Source organism: Rhodococcus sp. HNM0569 (assembly GCF_012726205.1).
In the GTDB taxonomy this organism is placed as follows: domain Bacteria; phylum Actinomycetota; class Actinomycetes; order Mycobacteriales; family Mycobacteriaceae; genus Rhodococcus_F.
Genome location: NZ_JAASAE010000007.1, coordinates 1 through 17,589 on the forward strand (window position 1 = coordinate 1; position 17,589 = coordinate 17,589).

The 17,589-nt window shown below is 69.6% G+C and carries 15 protein-coding genes and 1 tRNA gene; 3 read left to right on the top strand and 13 right to left on the bottom strand.

Features of this window, described 5'->3' with window-relative positions; genetic code table 11:
- Positions 1-286: 286 nt before the first annotated feature.
- The 5 genes from HCA44_RS11225 to HCA44_RS11245 all read right to left on the bottom strand — a co-directional run bounded on the left by HCA44_RS11225 (position 287) and on the right by HCA44_RS11245 (position 5,581).
- The gene (locus tag HCA44_RS11225; protein ID WP_169648659.1) at positions 287-481 is read right to left on the bottom strand and encodes a hypothetical protein; all 195 of its coding nucleotides are present in this window, start codon (positions 479-481) and stop codon (positions 287-289) included.
- Positions 482-629: 148 nt separating this feature from the next.
- Positions 630-702: transfer RNA gene (locus HCA44_RS11230), tRNA-Thr, on the bottom strand.
- A 31-nt stretch (positions 703-733) separates the two neighbouring features.
- Positions 734-1,948, bottom strand: coding sequence for a DNA polymerase III subunit delta' (locus tag HCA44_RS11235; RefSeq protein WP_169648660.1), 1,215 nt, complete (start codon positions 1,946-1,948; stop codon positions 734-736).
- A 55-nt stretch (positions 1,949-2,003) separates the two neighbouring features.
- A complete protein-coding gene (topA, locus tag HCA44_RS11240; protein WP_169648661.1) occupies positions 2,004-4,946 on the bottom strand; it encodes a type I DNA topoisomerase in 2,943 nt (980 codons plus the stop codon).
- A 431-nt stretch (positions 4,947-5,377) separates the two neighbouring features.
- On the bottom strand, positions 5,378-5,581 hold the full coding sequence (locus HCA44_RS11245) for a cold-shock protein (RefSeq protein ID WP_003935252.1): 204 nt from the start codon (positions 5,579-5,581) through the stop codon (positions 5,378-5,380).
- A 491-nt stretch (positions 5,582-6,072) separates the two neighbouring features.
- Here HCA44_RS11245 and HCA44_RS11250 point away from each other — a divergent pair, with 491 nt between their 5' ends.
- Positions 6,073-8,364 (top strand): DEAD/DEAH box helicase, encoded by a 2,292-nt coding sequence (locus HCA44_RS11250; RefSeq protein ID WP_169648870.1) that lies wholly within the window; start codon positions 6,073-6,075, stop codon positions 8,362-8,364.
- Between the two features lie 9 nt (positions 8,365-8,373).
- Here HCA44_RS11250 and HCA44_RS11255 read toward each other — a convergent pair whose 3' ends face one another.
- From HCA44_RS11255 to ssd, 7 genes are read right to left on the bottom strand one after another with little or no spacing between them, the layout of a single operon-like run.
- The gene (locus HCA44_RS11255) at positions 8,374-8,754 is read right to left on the bottom strand and encodes an Rv3654c family TadE-like protein (RefSeq protein WP_169648662.1); all 381 of its coding nucleotides are present in this window, start codon (positions 8,752-8,754) and stop codon (positions 8,374-8,376) included.
- On the bottom strand, positions 8,751-9,107 hold the full coding sequence (locus HCA44_RS11260; RefSeq protein WP_169648871.1) for a TadE family type IV pilus minor pilin: 357 nt from the start codon (positions 9,105-9,107) through the stop codon (positions 8,751-8,753). Before HCA44_RS11260 ends, HCA44_RS11255 begins: the two co-directional genes overlap by 4 nt.
- Before the next feature lie 11 nt (positions 9,108-9,118).
- Positions 9,119-9,337, bottom strand: coding sequence for a DUF4244 domain-containing protein (locus tag HCA44_RS11265; RefSeq protein WP_169648663.1), 219 nt, complete (start codon positions 9,335-9,337; stop codon positions 9,119-9,121).
- Between the two features lie 46 nt (positions 9,338-9,383).
- The gene (locus HCA44_RS11270; protein WP_346764679.1) at positions 9,384-9,953 is read right to left on the bottom strand and encodes a type II secretion system F family protein; all 570 of its coding nucleotides are present in this window, start codon (positions 9,951-9,953) and stop codon (positions 9,384-9,386) included.
- A complete protein-coding gene (locus HCA44_RS11275) occupies positions 9,950-10,765 on the bottom strand; it encodes a type II secretion system F family protein (protein WP_169648665.1) in 816 nt (271 codons plus the stop codon). The genes HCA44_RS11270 and HCA44_RS11275 overlap by 4 nt, the downstream gene beginning before the upstream one ends.
- A complete protein-coding gene (locus tag HCA44_RS11280; protein WP_169648666.1) occupies positions 10,762-11,946 on the bottom strand; it encodes a TadA family conjugal transfer-associated ATPase in 1,185 nt (394 codons plus the stop codon). Before HCA44_RS11280 ends, HCA44_RS11275 begins: the two co-directional genes overlap by 4 nt.
- Complete coding sequence (gene ssd / locus HCA44_RS11285) at positions 11,943-13,082, bottom strand: septum site-determining protein Ssd (protein ID WP_169648667.1); 1,140 nt, start codon at positions 13,080-13,082, stop codon at positions 11,943-11,945. The genes HCA44_RS11280 and ssd overlap by 4 nt, the downstream gene beginning before the upstream one ends.
- A gap of 281 nt (positions 13,083-13,363) precedes the next feature.
- Between ssd and HCA44_RS11290 the strand changes: the two genes are divergently transcribed.
- Entirely contained in the window at positions 13,364-14,218 is an 855-nt protein-coding gene (locus HCA44_RS11290) for an HAD-IB family hydrolase (protein WP_169648668.1), read from the top strand.
- A gap of 460 nt (positions 14,219-14,678) precedes the next feature.
- Here HCA44_RS11290 and HCA44_RS11295 read toward each other — a convergent pair whose 3' ends face one another.
- On the bottom strand, positions 14,679-15,428 hold the full coding sequence (locus HCA44_RS11295) for an oxidoreductase (RefSeq protein WP_169648669.1): 750 nt from the start codon (positions 15,426-15,428) through the stop codon (positions 14,679-14,681).
- Between the two features lie 208 nt (positions 15,429-15,636).
- Between HCA44_RS11295 and acs the strand changes: the two genes are divergently transcribed.
- Complete coding sequence (gene acs / locus HCA44_RS11300; protein ID WP_169648670.1) at positions 15,637-17,589, top strand: acetate--CoA ligase; 1,953 nt, start codon at positions 15,637-15,639, stop codon at positions 17,587-17,589.

A 17,589-nucleotide genomic window follows, 5' to 3' on the forward strand; every position in this document is an offset into this window, starting at 1 on the left:
GCAGATCCGGGGCAACCGTTCCAACTTATCCCATCGCAACTTTGGGCGCAAGAAGCACCCTCGGTCCTTAACTCTGGGATCGGGCTTTCACTCTACACGAGAGTGTGTGCCCCATGTTCAGGCGCCTGCGTCCAACCTCGTTGTCTCACATCCCCGAGGGGAAGGAGTCGGTGTCCGTGTCGCTCTGACCTGGAATAAGTTACGCGAAGCGATCGCGAAACACCAAATCGCCTGGTCAGCGGGCCTAAAGCCGCACGATCCGGTGTTCTCGTACGCGCTCCTGGGATCACGGCACCCAGTACTTGCGGGCCAGACGTTCGACGATCTCGGTGTCGTCGCCCGCGAGGTCCAGGAGCGCGAGGTCTTCGTCGATCGAGGTGACGCGTTGATCGTCACCTCCCCCTCCCGTCGGCCGGCCGGTGTCCTCGTCGCGCTGTCGCAGCAACTTTTCGCGTACTCGGTCCTTCAAGGTGTCCGTCATAGGTCGAGCATGGCGGTATCCGTGCCGGAATGTCGGTCGTTGCCGCAAGATCGGTCGCCGCCGAGAGGGGCAGGCACCGATACCGGGCGGCAGACCCGAAAACGACGAAACCCGCAGGTGGCTGGTGCCTACCTGCGGGTTTCCGCTGAGCTGCCTGAGAGAATCGAACTCTCGACCTTTTCATTACGAGTGAAATGCTCTACCGACTGAGCTAAGGCAGCGGTGCCTTACGGCGGAAGCGAGTCTAGCGCGTCAGACCCGCAAACGCGAAAACGGCTGCTCGAAGGCCCCCGCGATGCGCGCGACCATGGCGTCGACCGCCCAGAGCGGCTTGACGTTGACGGCGATCGCCTCGCGGCAGTCGAGCACGGCTTCGATGCACAGCAAGAGCCCTTCAGGCGAGGTGCGCGATGCCAGATCCGTTGCGCGGCTCGTCATGTCGGGATGATTGGGGGTGGCGGCACTGCCCCACGCGGTCGCGAGCGCGTCGCGATAGAGACCAGCGAGATCGACGAGCGCGCGGTCGAGCGAGTCGCGGGCCGTGCGCGTCGCACGTGACTTCTGCTTGCGTTCGAGCTCCTTGAGCACACCCGCCGATCCGCGCAGCGCCCCCGCGGCACCCTTGCCGGTTCCGCCCGCACCGAGCGCCGTGCGCAGTTCCTCGGTCTCGCGCTCGTCGAGTTGTGCGCTCACGTCCTTCGCCTCGGCCTCCGCCGCACGGACGAGCGCTTCGGCGGCCTCGTACGCGGTGGCGGGACGCAACGCCGCGGTCGCGAGGTCGAGCGCCTCGGCACGGCGGGTCCGGGCCGTGAGATCGGTGGCCAGGCGTCGGGCGCGACCGACATGGCCGCCGCTGATCGAGGCCGCGAGCCGTGCGTCGTCCGGTTCGATTCCGTCGCGCGCGCGCAAGACCTGCGCGATGGCGTCGACCGTGGGGGTGACCGTCGCGATGTGCCGGCACCGCGAGCGCAATGTGACAGAGATGTCCTCCGGATCGACCGACGGCGCGCACAACAGGAACACTGTGCGTTCGGGAGGCTCCTCGACCGCTTTGAGCAGGGCGTTGGCCGCGCCCTCGGTGAGCCGATCGGCGTCCTCGACGACGACGATCTGCCAGCGCCCGGTGCTGGGTCTGCGCGCAGCGGTGGCGACGATCGCGCGCATGTCCGACACGCTGATGCTGAGCCCTTCCGGCACAACGCGTCGCACGTCGCCGTGAGTGCCCGCCATGACGGTGGTGCACGCGTGGCACACCCCGCACCCGGGCGTTTCCGGATCGGTGCACTGCAATGCCGCCGCGAAGGCGACCGCGGCCACCGAGCGGCCGGACCCCGGCGGGCCGGTGAACAACCACGAGTGCGTCATCGCCGAACCCGCGGCGGAGCCGAGCCGAGCCGCCCGTGCGGCGGACGTGAGCTCGGCCTCGACGTGCTCCTGCCCCACGAGCTGGTCGAATACGGTCACCACTCCAGCCTATCGGTGTGCACCGACTACGGCCGCGGTCGTGCCCCCGGCTCCGACCTCAGGACTCCGTCTCGCCGCCCTTGTCGTCGGTCTTCTTCGGAGCCGCCTTCTTCGCCGCGGCCTTCTTGGCGGTGGTCTTCTTCGCAGCGGTCTTCTTGGCGGTGGTCTTCTTGGCGGCCTTCTTCGTCGCCTTCTTCTTCACGGGGCCACGAGCACGGCGCTCGGCAAGGAGTTCGGACGCGCGCTCGTCGGTGATCGATTGGACATCATCGCCCTTGCGCAGGCTGGCGTTGGTCTCGCCGTCGGTGACGTACGGCCCGAATCGGCCGTCCTTGATCACCATGGCCTTCTCGCTCACCGGATCGACGCCCAGCTCGCGCAACGGTGGCGCGGCGGCCGCGGACCGGCCACGACGCTTCGGCTCGGCGTAGATCTTCAGCGCCTCGTCGAGCGTGATGTCGAAGATCTGGTCCTCGGTGGTCAGCGAGCGCGAGTCGGTGCCCTTCTTGAGGTACGGCCCGTACCGGCCGTTCTGCGCGGTGATCTCGTCGCCGGACTCGGGATCGACGCCGACGACGCGCGGCAACGACAGCAGCTTGAGTGCGTCGTCGAGCGTGATCGTCGCCAAGTCCATCGACTTGAACAGCGAACCCGTACGCGGCTTGGGTCCCGTCTTCTTCGCGGCGGTCTTCTTGGCCGCGGTCTTCTTCGCGGGCGCCTTCGTCTTGGTGGTGCCGCCGTCGCCCGCCGTCGATGTGGAGGGGGCAACCGGCTCGGGCTCGGGTTCCGGCTCCGGCAGGATCTCCGTGACGTACGGACCGAAACGACCTTCCTTCGCGACGATCTCGTGCCCGGTGAGCGGATCGGCGCCGAGCTTGCGCCCCTCCTGAGGAGTGGAGAACAACTTCTCCGCGTACTCCGGGCTGAGCTCGTCCGGCGGTAGATCGTCGGGCAGATTGGCACGCTGGGAGATCAGGTCGCCGTCCGGATCGTCGGGGTTGCGCACCATCCGCTCGAGATACGGGCCGTACCGGCCGACCCGAACGTGGACCTCACGGCCCTCGGCGTCGTCGAACAGGCGGATCGAGTTGATCTCTCGTGCGTCGATCGCCTCGAGATTCGCGCCCACCAGCTTCTTGAGGCCACCTTCGCGGGCCACCGACTTCTCGTCGCCGTACTCGCCGCCGAAGTAGAAGCTGCTGAGCCAGTTGCCGCGCTGTTCGCGGCCGCCGGCGATCGCGTCGAGGTCGTCCTCCATACCTGCGGTGAAGCCGACGTCGACGAGCCTGCCGAAGTGCACCTCGAGCAGGCCGATGACCGCGAATGCGACCCACGCCGGCACGAGGGCGCTGCCGCGCTTGTAGACGTAGCCACGATCGAGGATCGTCTTGATGATCGACGCGTAGGTGGAGGGTCGGCCGATGCCCAACTCTTCCAGCGCCTTGATCAGGCTCGCCTCGGTGTACCGCGCGGGCGGGTTCGTGGTGTGTCCGTCGGGGTTCAGCTCGGTGGCGGTGACGGCGTCACCCTGCTCGAGCGCCGGTAACCGGGACTCGGCGTCGTCGGATTGGCCACCGGCCTCCTCGTCGACACTCTCGACGTACGCCTTGAGGAATCCCGGAAAGGTGATGGTGCGGCCCGACGACGAGAACACACAGTTCTCGCCCGTGGCCGCGGTGCCCGCGATACGCAGGGTGAGGGTGTTGCCACGCGCGTCCGCCATCTGCGACGCGACGGTGCGCTGCCAGATGAGCTCGTACAGCTTGAACTCGTCCTGGTCGAGGCGCGCGTGCAACTGACCGGGCGTCTGGAACACGTCGCCCGAGGGGCGGATCGCCTCGTGCGCCTCCTGCGCGTTCTTGACCTTGCGCGTGTACTGCCGCGGCGACGAGTGCACGAACTCGGAACCGTACAACTCGGTAGCCTGGGCCCGTGCCGCCGCGATGGCCGACTCCGACAACGTGGTCGAGTCGGTACGCATGTAGGTGATGTAGCCGTTCTCGTACAGCCGCTGCGCGGTGCGCATCGTGCGCTCCGACGTGAAACGCAGCTTGCGGCCGGCCTCCTGCTGGAGTGTCGACGTCATGAACGGCGGGTACGGCTTGCGCGTGTACGGCTTGGTCTCCGCCGACGCGACCGAGAGGTCGACGCCCTGGAGCGCGTCCGCGAGACGTCGCGCACGGGACTCGTCGAGCACCGCGACACTGGTGTTGGTGAGCATGCCGTCGGAACCGAAGTCGCGGCCCACCGCGACACGCGCACCGTCGACACTCACCAGACGCGCACCGAAACTGCGCGGCGACGCGTCGGCCCCCGCGTCGAGCTTCGCCGAGATGTCCCAGTACTCGGCGGAACGGAACGCCATACGTTCGCGTTCGCGTTGCACGATGATCCGTGTCGCAACGGACTGCACACGGCCCGCCGACAACCGAGGCATGACCTTCTTCCACAGCACCGGGCTGACCTCGTAGCCGTACAGGCGGTCGAGGATGCGGCGGGTCTCCTGTGCGTCGACGAGATCGAGGTCGAGATCGCGCGTGTCGTCGGCCGCGGCTCGGATGGCGGGCTCGGTGATCTCGTGGAACACCATGCGGCGCACCGGGATCTTGGGTTTGAGGGTCTCGAGCAGGTGCCACGCGATGGCTTCGCCCTCGCGGTCGGGGTCGGTGGCGAGGAAGAGTTCGTCGGCGTCCTTGAGGAGGCCCTTGAGTTCGGTGACCTTCGACTTCTTGTCGGGGTTGACGACGTACAGCGGTTCGAAGTCGTGGTCGACGTCGACACCGAGCCGGGCCCACGGCTGGCCCTTGTACTTGGCCGGGACGTCGGCGGCGCCGCGCGGCAGATCCCGGATGTGCCCGACGGACGCCTCGACCACATAGTTCTTGCCCAGATAGGGCGCGATCTTGCGTGCTTTCGTGGGTGACTCGACGATCACGAGACGCCGGGGCTGCGTGCCGCCCGTCGCCGACGCCTGTGAATTGCCGCTGTCTGCCTTAGCCACCTCTTGCCCGAACCTTCCTGAGTCGGTAACCGCTACCAGCGGCGTAGACCAACCCCTGTATACCTGGCTCGTCCCTGTATACCCGGTTTGGTCACGACAAGAGTGACACATGCACAACTCGTACCCGCTGATCAGTGCCGCACGCCGCGGGCACGGCGGACGGCGATCGGGACGATCGTACAAGTATCCGAACCGGCAGACCGACAGGTTCGTCCCGGGCTGTGTTCACGACTGGTCGCCGCGGCCCGTGTATGTCGAGAGACCGCCCCCTTTCCGGCGCGGATTCCACAGCCCTGAGAAAGACGTGTCCCCCGCCACCTGTCGGTAGCGGGGGACACGATCCACATTCGTCACAGTTGGTGTTCGTCCGAAGGACGATCACGAATGACGATGTTGCTCTCGTCGTACGACCCGTGAACGGGCCGCGGACTTCAGAGTGCGCGAACGCCGGTGGCCTGCGGGCCCTTGGTGCCCTGGCCGACCTCGAACTCCACGCGCTGGTTCTCCTCGAGGGTGCGGAAGCCGCTGCCCTGAATCTCGGAGTAGTGAACGAAGACGTCTGCCGAGCCGTCCTCAGGAGCGATGAAGCCGAAGCCCTTCTCCGCGTTGAACCACTTCACAGTGCCCTGTGCCATGCTTTCCTTCTCTTTCTAACCACCGGATTCGATGAGCCGTACATTCACGACACATCGGGCCGGTTCCGACCGCTGTACTACTCGATTCCCCCTCAGGAAAAGCAGAGCACCGCGCTCGCAACACCGATCCTGCGAGCGTTGCTTTCATCAAGCACGAACACAGAAGCTGCGACCAGGTGTAGTCAACCATGAACCCTGGCCGCGCAACAGTCGAAAAACAACAATTCCGGTAAAAATCTGGCGTTATTCGGCGGGACTTCGTGTGGCAGTCCGTGTACACGCCTATCCTCGCCCCGTCCACGGTCGAACAGCTACGTGCCGGTAACATCGAACCCGCTGGTAACGGCGGGATCTGCACCGTCGGTCCCCACGCGCCCGAATCGGAGAGTGACGTACCCACGGTGTTTTCGGCAGACCCCGACTTTTCCCGCCGACGCAGCGGATCGCTCGGCGTCGACTGGTCGTCGCCGAGCGAGCAGTACCCCGCGTCCGTGCCGTCGTACGGCCAGGGGCTGCTCGACCACATCGCATCCGGAGTGTCCGCAGGCGAATCGCCGATCACTCATGTCGCGGAACTGCCGGCGCGGCGCGCCCGCCACACCCCCTGGCCCGACTGGGCGCATCCCGCCGTGGTCCATGCACTCGACGACCGTGGCATCGCGCGGCCCTGGACCCATCAGATCGAAGCAGCCGAACACGCGCACCACGGCAGACATGTCGTCGTCGCGACGGGAACCGCATCGGGCAAGTCGCTTGCCTACCAACTGCCGGTCCTCACCACACTCGCGAACGAACCCCGCGCGAGCGCGCTGTATCTGTCGCCGACGAAGGCACTGGGCGCCGATCAACTGCGCGCGGTCACGGCGCTCGTCGACTCCGATCCCGCTCTGGCGGGCATCAGCCCGTGCGCGTTCGACGGCGCCCCCCCCACCGAGACGAGACAGTGGGCGCGCGAGAACTCCCGGTGGCTGTTCACCAATCCCGACATGCTGCACGTGTCGCTGCTTCGCTCGCACGCGCGGTGGGCGCACTTCTTCCGTCATCTCCGCTACGTCGTGCTGGACGAGTGTCACTACTACCGCGGAGTGTTCGGCTCGAACGTCGCCCTCGTACTGCGACGGCTGCGCAGACTCGCGGCGCGGTACGGCGCCGACCCGGTGTTCGTGCTCGCCAGTGCAACCGCTGCCGATCCCGGCAAGGCCGCAACCCAACTCGTCGGAGCACCGTGCGAGCAGGTGATCGACGACGGTTCGCCGCACGGCCCACGCACCGTCGCGTTCTGGGAGCCGCCCTTGCTGCCCGAGACCGTCGGGCAGACGCCGGTGCGACGACCTGCGTCCACCGAAGCGGCGCGCATCATGGCGCGCCTGCTCGAGGAAGGCGCACGCACCCTCACGTTCGTGCGCTCACGTCGCGCGGCCGAACTGGCCGCGCTCACCGCGAAGGACATGCTGCCCGCCGACCTCGCACAGCGGGTCGCGTCGTATCGCGCCGGATATCTCGCCGAGGACCGGCGCGCGCTCGAGAGCGCGCTCTCCGCGGGCGACCTCCTGGGTGTCGCGACCACCAACGCACTCGAACTCGGCGTCGACATCGCAGGCCTCGACGCTGTCGTCGTCGCCGGTTTCCCCGGCACCGTCGCGTCGTTCTGGCAGCAGGGTGGACGGTCCGGCAGGCGCGGCGAGGGTTCGCTCGTCGTGCTCGTCGCGCGTGACGACCCGCTCGACACCTATCTCGTGCACCATCCCGCCGCACTGCTCGAACGGCCGGTCGAGGCGACGGTCACCGATCCCGGCAATCCGTACGTGCTCGGCCCGCAGCTGCTGTGCGCCGCGCGGGAGATGCCGCTGCGAGACGACGAAGTGGACGCGCTCGGAGCGCACGACGTACTGACACGACTCGCCCGCGAAGGCGCGATCCGCCGCAGGCCGCACGGCTGGTTCGTCACCGCAGGTATCGACCCGCACGCCGCCGTCGACATCCGAGGGGGTGGCGGCGGGCAGGTCGCAATCGTGGACACGACGAGCGGACAGCTCCTCGGCACCGTCGACGTCGGACGTGCGCCCGCGACGGTGCACAGCGGGGCGGTGCACATCCATCAGGGCGAGTCGTACGTCGTCGACGAACTCGACCTCGACGACGGTGTCGCACTCGTGCACCCCGAGACACCCGACTGGACGACGGCGGCCCGGCAGACCACCGAGATCGCGATCCGCTCGACGCTCGAGCACAAGCAGTTCGGCGACGTGTCGGTCGCCTTCGTCGAGGTGGAGGTGACACGGCAGGTGGTCGGATACCTGCGGCGCCTGCACACGGGCGAGGTGATCGATTCGGTCGAACTGGACATGCCCGAGCACTCGCTGGAGACGCGCGCCGTGATGTACACGCTCGACCCCGACGTCCTCGAGGACGCAGGCATCGACGCGACACGTCTGCCAGGCGCGCTGCACGCGGCCGAGCACGCGGCGATCGGCCTGCTTCCACTCGTCGCGACATGCGATCGCGGAGACATCGGTGGTGTGTCGACCGCGCTGCACGGCGACACCGGCCTGCCCACGGTTTTCGTCTACGACGGACACCCGGGCGGCGCGGGATTCGCCGAACGCGGACACCGCGAACTCGTCCGTTGGTTGAACTCCACCCGCGATGCGATCCGCGCGTGCAGTTGCACGGCGGGCTGCCCGTCGTGCGTGTACTCCCCCAAGTGCGGCAACGGGAACGACCCGCTCGACAAGGACGGTGCGGCCCGGGTGCTCGACGTCGTGCTCGCCGCGATCGGCTGACGGCAGAGGTCACTCGACCGGTCCCGCCCGCGCGGTCGCGTGCGCGGTGCGGCCGACCCACGGCACATCGGCCGTCACCTCGACCGTGACCGTCCACCCGTCGACGCGACATTCGTCGACCGTGGCGCCGTTGGTCTCCGCGAGGCTCTCCGCGCGTCCGCACGCCACCTCGATCCCGCGGTCGAGCGCATACGCACCCGCGATCGCCGACAGATCGGCCGCCGCCTGTGCGCGATGCCGCGCAGCGACGGCCGCACCCACGTGGACCACGCCGGCGGTGACCGCGACGAGGACCGCTGCCGCGAACGCCCCGACGATCGCGGCACCTCCCGCGTCGCCGCGGCATCGCAGGCCGGTCGCTGTCCTCTCGCCTCCGGTCGCATCCGTCATCTCGCCTCCGGCTCGAGCGCGGCGACCGAGACCGCCGAGATGTCGACCATCGGCAACAGCGGGCTGGCTGCTTCGACCCGGGCGATCACCGAATCCCCGTCGACCCGCACGCTGATGCGCGCACCGTCGGGTGCGACCTCCCGGGCCGTGGCGACCGCGCGATCGCCGTCGCCACGCGCACCGAGTCGCGCAGCCTCCCGCGCGGCGTCGACGCATCGCACGTGCAGGGTGACGGCGACGACCGCGGCGACACACAGCACGACGACGATCACGAGTGCCGCGATCGACAGGGCCGCCTCGACCGTGACACCGCCGTCGTCGGCCGCGACCCGAGAGCGCCGCACGCCCCGCATCCGGCGACTCGTCATACCGACGTGCTGAGCGCCTTGTCGATGATGCCGGTGAGCGCATCGACGATCGAGTCCCCGGTGACGACCGTGTAGAGCACCGCTCCGAACGCCGCGGCGGCAATAGTGCCGATCGCGTACTCGACGGTGGACATGCCGTCGTCGTCGCGCGCGACGACGAGCGCCCGCGCGCCTGCCCGATGCCACAGATCACGCGCCTGGATCTTGTCGAACATGTTCTCCCCCTTCGTCTCCCACCACAGCTGGTCTGCGGCGGGCCGTCTACAGCAGGCCGCCGCCCAGCACGCTGCCCGCGAGGCCGATCACGACCGGCACGATGCCGAGGCACAGGAATGCCGGCAGGAAGCACACACCCAGCGGCCCGCTGATGAGCACCCCCGCACGTTCTGCCGCGGCCGTCGCCGCGTCCTCGGCATCGTCACGAGTGTGCGCCGCGATCTCCGCGACGGCGCTGGACAGGGCCGTGCCCGACCTCGCCGAGCGTCGCGCGACACGGGCGAGCTCCTCGGTCGGGCTGTCGTCGCCGGAGTAGGTCCACGCGTCGCCCGGATCCCCACCGAGAGCGAGTAACTCGGCCGCCTTTCGGAGGAAGTCACTCAGCGCACGGGGCGCACCGGGTGCGGTGGCCGCGGCTGCCGCCGACACCGGCATTCCCGCTCGCAGGCACGCCGCGAACAGGTCCATCGCTGCCGCCGACGCCAGCACGTCGGTGTTCTCCGTGGCGGCGTTGCCAGGCTCGTCAGGCAGATTCGTGGATCCCAGCCGCTGCGCGGGCCGTCGCCGTCCGGGCGCGACTGCCAGCGCGGCAGCGGCGAGCAACAGCCAGATCACTGGAGCACCTGCCCGGTGATCCGGTCGGCCCACATCAGGCCGGCACATGTGAGCCCACTCCCGACGACCAGCAGGACACCGCCCAGTCCACCACCGGTGAGCACGGCGATCGGGTGTGCACCCATCAACTCCCCCAGCACGATTCCCAGCGCGGGCAGGGCGGCGAGGACCACCGCCGTCGCTCGCGCACCCGCGAGGGACGCCTCGGTGCGCTGCCGAAACCGTTGTCTGCCGAGTAGATCCGTGCGCGCGGTGTCGAGGAGATCGACGAGCGGAAGACCGTACCGATCGGCGACCTCCCACAGCTGCGCGATGCGGTCGAACTCGGGATACTCGCGTGCACTGCGGAAGCCGTCGGCCGCCGAGCCTCCGAGCCGGGCCCGCGCGGCTGCGGCGCGGAAGGCCTGGGGCACCACGAGCGAGCAGGGCGCGGTGCTCGTCGAGCGGCCGGCACGCGTCGACGTCTCGTCGGCCGCGACATCGCATGCGTCCGCCGGATGCGCTCCGACACGCAATTCGGCGGTGACGGCATCGAGCCCGGCCTCGACCAACGTCAGCCGAGCCCGGCGCGCGCGCTCAGCGGTGGAACGCCGATGACGGACCCGCGCGGTGGCGCCCACCAGCACGAGTGCGACCGCGGTCCACATACCGGCCACGACCACCGTGGCCAGGACCGCAACTGCCGCAGCGACGGGTGACCACGGCACGTCGACGCCGCGGCGGCCGGTGTCGAGTGCCAGCCGCGCTCGCGCGGTGGGTGCCGGGAGCGCGGCCAGGGCACCTGCGCCCAGGAACAGAACCGTGGCCGTCACCGCGGGTCTCCCGCACGCGAGGACACGAGTTCGACGAGCCGCGCGGCGGCGGGACCGTCGCCCTCCTTCGCCGTCCACGCGGGTACGACGGTGACCAGTCCGTCGTCGGCGCGCTCGAGCACCCCGATCTGTGCGAGCCCGCGGGCGCCGTCGGCGCTGCGGTGCACGTGCAGCACGACCTGGACCGCTGCCGCGAGCTGACTGTGCAACGCCTGCCGGGACAACCCACCCAGGGCCGCGAGCGCCTCGAGCCGGGCGGGGACCTCGCCGGGCGCGTTCGCGTGGACCGTGCCGCACCCGCCGTCGTGACCCGTGTTGAGGGCAGTGAGCAGATCGACGACCTCGGCACCGCGCACCTCGCCCACGACGATGCGGTCGGGCCGCATCCGCAGCGCTTGGCGCACGAGTTCGCGTACCGGTACGGCGCCGACGCCCTCGACGTTCGCGGCGCGCGCGACGAGCGACACGACGTGTGGATGGGGCGGCGCGAGTTCCGCCGCATCCTCGACCGACACGATGCGCTCCCCCGGGTCGACGGCGCCGAGCATCGCCGCCAACAACGTCGTTTTGCCTGCGCCGGTGCCGCCCACCACGAGGAACGCGAGCCGGGCACGGACGATTGCGCGCACGAGTCGGGATGCGCGGCCGGGCAGGGCACCGCGCCGGGCCAGCTCGTCGAGGCCGAGCGCTGCCGGGCGCAGCACACGAAGCGACAGGCACGTGCCTGCCTGCGCGAGGGGTGGCAGCACAGCGTGCAGCCGGACGCCGAAGGTGCCTTCGCCGACGCCCGCGAGTCTGCCGTCGACCCACGGCTGCGCGTCGTCGAGGCGGCGCCCCGCGGACAGCGCGAGCCGCTGTGCGAGCCGTCGTACCGCTGCCTCGTCCGCAAAGCGGACAGCGGTGAGTTCGAGGCCGCGGCCTCGGTCGACCCACACATGGGCAGGATCGGTGACCAGGACGTCGGAGACCCCCGGCTCGTACAGCAGCGCGTCGAGCGGGCCCGCGCCGGTGAGCTCGGTCTGCAACTCGCGCAGGACCACCAGAAGGTCGGTGTCGCCGAGCACGCCACCCGACTCGGCGCGCACCGCCTCCGCAACGGCCGCGGCACTCGGCGTGCTCTCGGTCTGGGCGAGACGATCACGCACGCGCGAGAGCAGGTCCGCGTCGACTGCCGAGGTCATGCCGCGCTCCACCCGGACGAGGCGCCGCCACCGGGCCGCGCGTCGAGCATGCCGACGACGGTTGCCGCCGCGGCCGCGAGCGGGGAACGACGCCGCAACCTCAGCCCGCGGTGTTCGAGATCGTTCGCGAGCGCGCGATCGGCGCGCATCGACGCCAGCACCGGCTGCCCGAGGGCCGCGGCGACGTCGGACGCGGTGAGCCCACCGGGCGCAGGCCCCCGCACCACGACGCCGACATTGTGGTTGTGCCCACTCGCCCACGCGGCGACGCGACGCGCGGCGAGCACCGCGCGCACCGTCGCGGGTACGACGACCACGACGAGATCGGCAGCGTCGACGGCGGCGCTCGCGGGTGTCTCGGCGGCGGCGCCCTCGAAAGGGACGTCACACACCACCAGTCCACCGTCGGTGCGGCCGGCCTCGAGCACCGAGTGCACGCCGGACGCGGTGGGCGCGGCAGGTACGCCGCGCGCAGTGTCGTCGAGCGACAGCACGCGGATCGAGTCGCGTCCGGGCAATGCCGAACGCAGCGCCGCACCCGGCAGCCTGCCGCGGTCGACACGCAGACCGGACCACCGGAGACCCGGCTCGTTCTCTACCCCGAGCAGCACGTCGAGGCCCGAACCACCCGGATCGACGTCGACCAGGAGAACCTCGCGCCCGCCGGCACCTGCGCACAGTGCCAGTGCCCCGGAGAACGTGGACGCACCCGCTCCGCCGCACGCACCGACGACCGCGACGACGTCGCCGCCGCCGATCGCCGCGGCATCGCGGCGTTCGGCGAGCACGGCCACGAGCACGGGTTCCTCGTCGGGCAACGCGAGGACGTGCTCGGCACCCAGCGCCGTGCCTGCCTTCCATGTCGCGATGTCGGGTGCGCCGTCCGAGACCACCACGACGCCGGATCGGCGCGGCAACCTGCCGCCCCAGTCGAGCGCGGCGGATGCGTCGAGCACGACCACGGGTGCGGAGTCCCACCAGCGCCCGAGATCTGCGCGCGGGACGTCCTGCGGCGTGCGGCCCGCCGCAGCCGCGACGCGCTGGACACTCGCGTGCAATGAAGGAGGCACGCACACCGTGAGGTCGGCGCCGGACTGCGCGGTGGCGGATGCCGCCGTGTGAGTGGGCGAGGTCATGCATCGAACGATGCGGCCTGCGGGGGCTGCGCGGAAGACCGCGGGAGCATCTGTGGATGGATTTCGGTGCCTGTGGACAACCACGGAAACCTGCAGGTACGGCCCGCTCGACCGGGATATCGTGACGCGTCGGCCGAACCGAACTCGGGAACAGACCCCGGACAAGGGACGACCCCCGCCAGGGGGGGAGGAGGCGGGGGTCGTCGAAGCTCAGCCCCGGGGGGTCGGGCTGAGTGCGCCCGGCGAACCGGGCAACTCTGATAGTACACCTCGCGCGGCCGATGTTTGCAAGTTCAACTGTCTGCCCGCGACGCGACCGATCTGCTTATTCTGGCAGAGTGACCGCCACCCCGACGAAGGTCGCAGCATTCTTCGACCTCGACAAGACGATCATCGCCAAATCGAGCATCCTCGCGTTCAGCAAGCCGTTCTTCACCGAGGGGCTCATCACCCGCGCGTCCGTGCTCCAGAGCAGCTATGCACAGTTCCTGTTCATGCTGTCGGGCGCCGACCACGACCAGATGGAACGCATGCGCGCGTACCTCACCGACATGACGGCTGGCTGGAACGTCGAGCAGGTCAAGGCGATCGTCGCGGAGACATTGCACGACATCGTCGATCCGCTCGTGTATGCCGAGGCCGCCGACCTCGTCGCCGACCACAAGGCGAGCGGGCACGACGTGGTGATCGTGTCCGCATCGGGCGAGGAGGTCGTCACTCCGATCGCGGCAGCCCTGGGGGCCGACCGATCGATCGCGACGCGTCTGACGGTCGAGGACGGCAGGTACACGGGCGAGGTCGAGTTCTACGCCTACGGCGAGGGCAAGGTCGAGGGCATCCGTGCGCTCGCGGACGAGTTCGGGTACGACCTGGAGCGGTGCTACGCGTACTCCGACTCGATCACCGACCTGCCGATGCTGGAGGCCGTGGGACACCCGACCGCCGTCAATCCGGACCGGGCATTACGTAGGACGGCTAACGAAAAAGGTTGGCCCGTACTGGTTTTTTCGAATCCCGTGTCGCTGCGCTCCCGGATCGCCGCCCCCTCGACGGCGATGGCGGCGGGCGCCGCGGTGGGACTGACGGCACTCTTCGCCGGCGCCTACACCTACTCGACACGACGCAAGCGCAAGTGACGACGGTCGACATCCGCGAGACCCGAAAGTTGCCGACACGAAACGGATCAACTCTTGATGACGCGACCGCGGGGGCGTAGAAATGAAGTAGGAAACGAGAAGGGCCTAGCCCGAGTCGGAAGAGAAGACCAGGGCCCCCCGACTCGATTCTGACGCGGTGTTTTCGGTACCCACGCGAAGCTCACGCCACTATAAGGGCAAAAGCGTTGTGGGCCTGCGAGACCGGGTGAACCGAAGGCGAGGACCCCGCAACGGGAGCGACCCCGATCAGGAAGAATCGCCCCGAGAATCGCGGAGACGAACCTTCGAACATCCGACCTTCGCCGAGGCCGTCCACACAACCCACCGAGGACGCTTGGTAACCGTTGCGCCGCGCCACCGGGCGACATCTCCCAGGGTGTCGCCCGGTTTTCGCGTGCAGGGCAAGCTCTTTCGCTCTCCATCACGTGCGCGGCGGCGCTCAGCCGCCCATCGCGTCGGCGATCGACGTCGCCTCACGCGCACCCGCTTCGAAGCCGCCACAGCAGAACACGACCCAGCCACCGACCCCTTCCGGCGTGCCGGCCGCGAATCCCGCGGCTGCGTCGCGATACATCTGCGGCCTGCGCATCCACGACACCTCGGGCACGCCGAGATTGTGCGGATCGAGGCCCGACGACGCCGCGACGAGCCGGGAGGCGGCGCGCGCCACCACGCCGTCGGCGGTACCGAACGGGGCGAGCGTCAGGAGTTCGCCGTGTACGACGGCCGCGAGAACCGGGGCCGGAGCGTTCGTGCCGCCCGTCACCAGCTGCGCCAGCGCGTCGAGCCGCTCGCCCACGCCGGGCCCCGAGCGCGGCCTGCCGAGCTGTCGTTCGTCGCCGACCAGCCCGGTCGCGGCGAGCAGGTGCAGCCGCGCAAGAGCCTGCAGGGGTGCACGCTGCCATGTCGTGATCATCGACGGCAGCGCGTCGCCGTCGAGTGCCTGCCCGACACGCAGCGAACCGGCCAGAATCGGGTCGTCGATGTCGCCCGAGGTGGGCAGTTCGGTGCGTCCGCCGTCGAGCACCGCGGACGCCCGCGCGGCGCGCACCGCGGCCTCGGCCGCGGTGGTCGGCCAACCGCGGCGGTTGGCTTTGTGGCGGTGCACCTCGCCGAGAGCGTCGCGCGCCTTGTCGGCAGCTGCGGCGACCCCGGGCAGGTCCACGAGAGGAGCGAGCGGGTCGGTCACGATGTTCGACGTTACCGGCCGGTACCCGGCGGGCCGCACCGGGCGTGACGGCCCGGCGCCCGACGGGCCCTCTCGTCGCTCACGACTGCCGCTCACCGCCCGGTCCCGACCGGCGATCGCACCGCGTCGACCGGGAACGATGCAGCGCCCACCCCATGTGACTACGCTCACAGGTGCGACAAAGCCGATCCGAGAAAGGCCGGACACCATGACCAGCGCAGCACAGCCGGACGCGACCACGACGGACCAGGGGGCCCCGACGGTGTACCCGCCGAGTCCCGAGTTCGCGGCCGCGGCCAACGCCGGACCCGAACTGCAGGAGGCGGCCGACGCGGACCGCCTCGGATTCTGGGCCGACCAGGCCGAACGCCTGCACTGGCACGAGAAGTGGACGGACGTGCTCGACTGGTCGGACGCACCGGTCGCGAAGTGGTTCGTCGGCGGCAAGCTCAACGTCGCGTACAACTGCGTCGACCGGCACGTCCTCGCGGGCAACGGCGAACGCGTCGCGATCGAGTTCGAAGGCGAGCCGGGCGACTCCCGCTCGCTCACCTACAACGACCTCCTCGCCGAAGTGAGCCGTGCCGCAAACACTTTCACCGACCTCGGGCTCGTGGCCGGCGACCGCGTCGCGATCTACATGCCGATGATCCCCGAGGCGATCGTCGCGATGCTCGCGTGCGCACGACTCGGTCTCACCCACTCGGTGGTGTTCGCCGGGTTCTCGGCCGGTGCGCTGCGATCACGCATCGACGACGCCGAGGCCAAACTCGTCGTCACGGTCGACGGCCAGTGGCGTCGCGGCAAGGCAGCCCCGCTCAAGCCCGCCGTCGACGAGGCCGTCGCGGGTGCCGACTCGGTCGAGCACGTGCTCGTCGTCGCGCGCACGGGCATCGACGTCGAGTGGACCGAGGGCCGGGATCTGTGGTGGCACGACACCGTCGCGAACGCCTCACCCGAACACACCGCGCAGCCGTTCGACGCCGAGCATCCGTTGTTCATCCTGTACACCTCCGGCACCACCGGGAAGCCGAAGGGCATCGTCCACACCTCGGGCGGCTACCTCACGCAGGCGTCCTACACGCACCACAATGTGTTCGACCACAAGGCAGGCGAGGACGTGTACTGGTGCACCGCCGACATCGGCTGGGTCACCGGGCACTCGTACATCGTGTACGGACCGCTGTCGAACGGCGTCACCCAGGTCGTCTACGAAGGCACCCCCAACTCCCCCACCGAGCACCGGCACTTCGAGATCATCGAGAAGCACGGCGTCACGATCTACTACACGGCGCCCACGCTCGTACGCACGTTCATGAAGTGGGGCCGCGAGATCCCCGACGCACACGACCTGTCGTCGATCCGTGTGCTCGGCAGCGTCGGCGAGCCGATCAATCCCGAAGCGTGGCGCTGGTTCCGTGACGTCGTCGGCGGCGGCAAGGCTCCGATCGTCGACACGTGGTGGCAGACCGAGACCGGCACCGTCATGATCTCCCCGCTGCCCGGCATCACCGCCACCAAGCCCGGCTCGGCGATGGCGACCCTGCCCGGCATCTCGGCCAAGATCGTCGACGACGAGGCCGCGCCCGTCGAGCGGGGCCAGAGCGGCTATCTCGTGCTCGACCAGCCGTGGCCGTCGATGCTGCGCGGCATCTGGGGCGACATGCAGCGCTACCGCGAGACGTACTGGTCGCGCTACGCAGACCAGGGCTGGTACTTCGCGGGCGACGGGGCCAAGTACGACGGGGACGGGGACATCTGGGTCCTCGGCCGCGTCGACGACGTCATGAACGTCTCCGGCCACCGCATCTCGACGGCCGAGGTCGAGTCGGCGCTCGTCGGGCACAGCGGCGTCGCGGAGGCCGCGGTCGTCGGTGCCGCGGACGAGACGACCGGTCAGGGCATCGTCGCGTTCGTGATCCTGCGCGAGGGTGTCGAGAACACCGGCGACGACCTCGTCGCGGAACTGCGCGCGCAGGTGGCCACCGAGATCAGCCCGATCGCGAAGCCGCGGCAGATCACCGTGGTGCCCGAGCTGCCGAAGACGCGCAGCGGCAAGATCATGCGGCGCCTGCTGCGCGACATCGCCGAGGGCCGCGAACTCGGCGACACGTCGACGCTCGTCGACCCGCAGGTGTTCGACGCCATCCGCGGCAAGTAA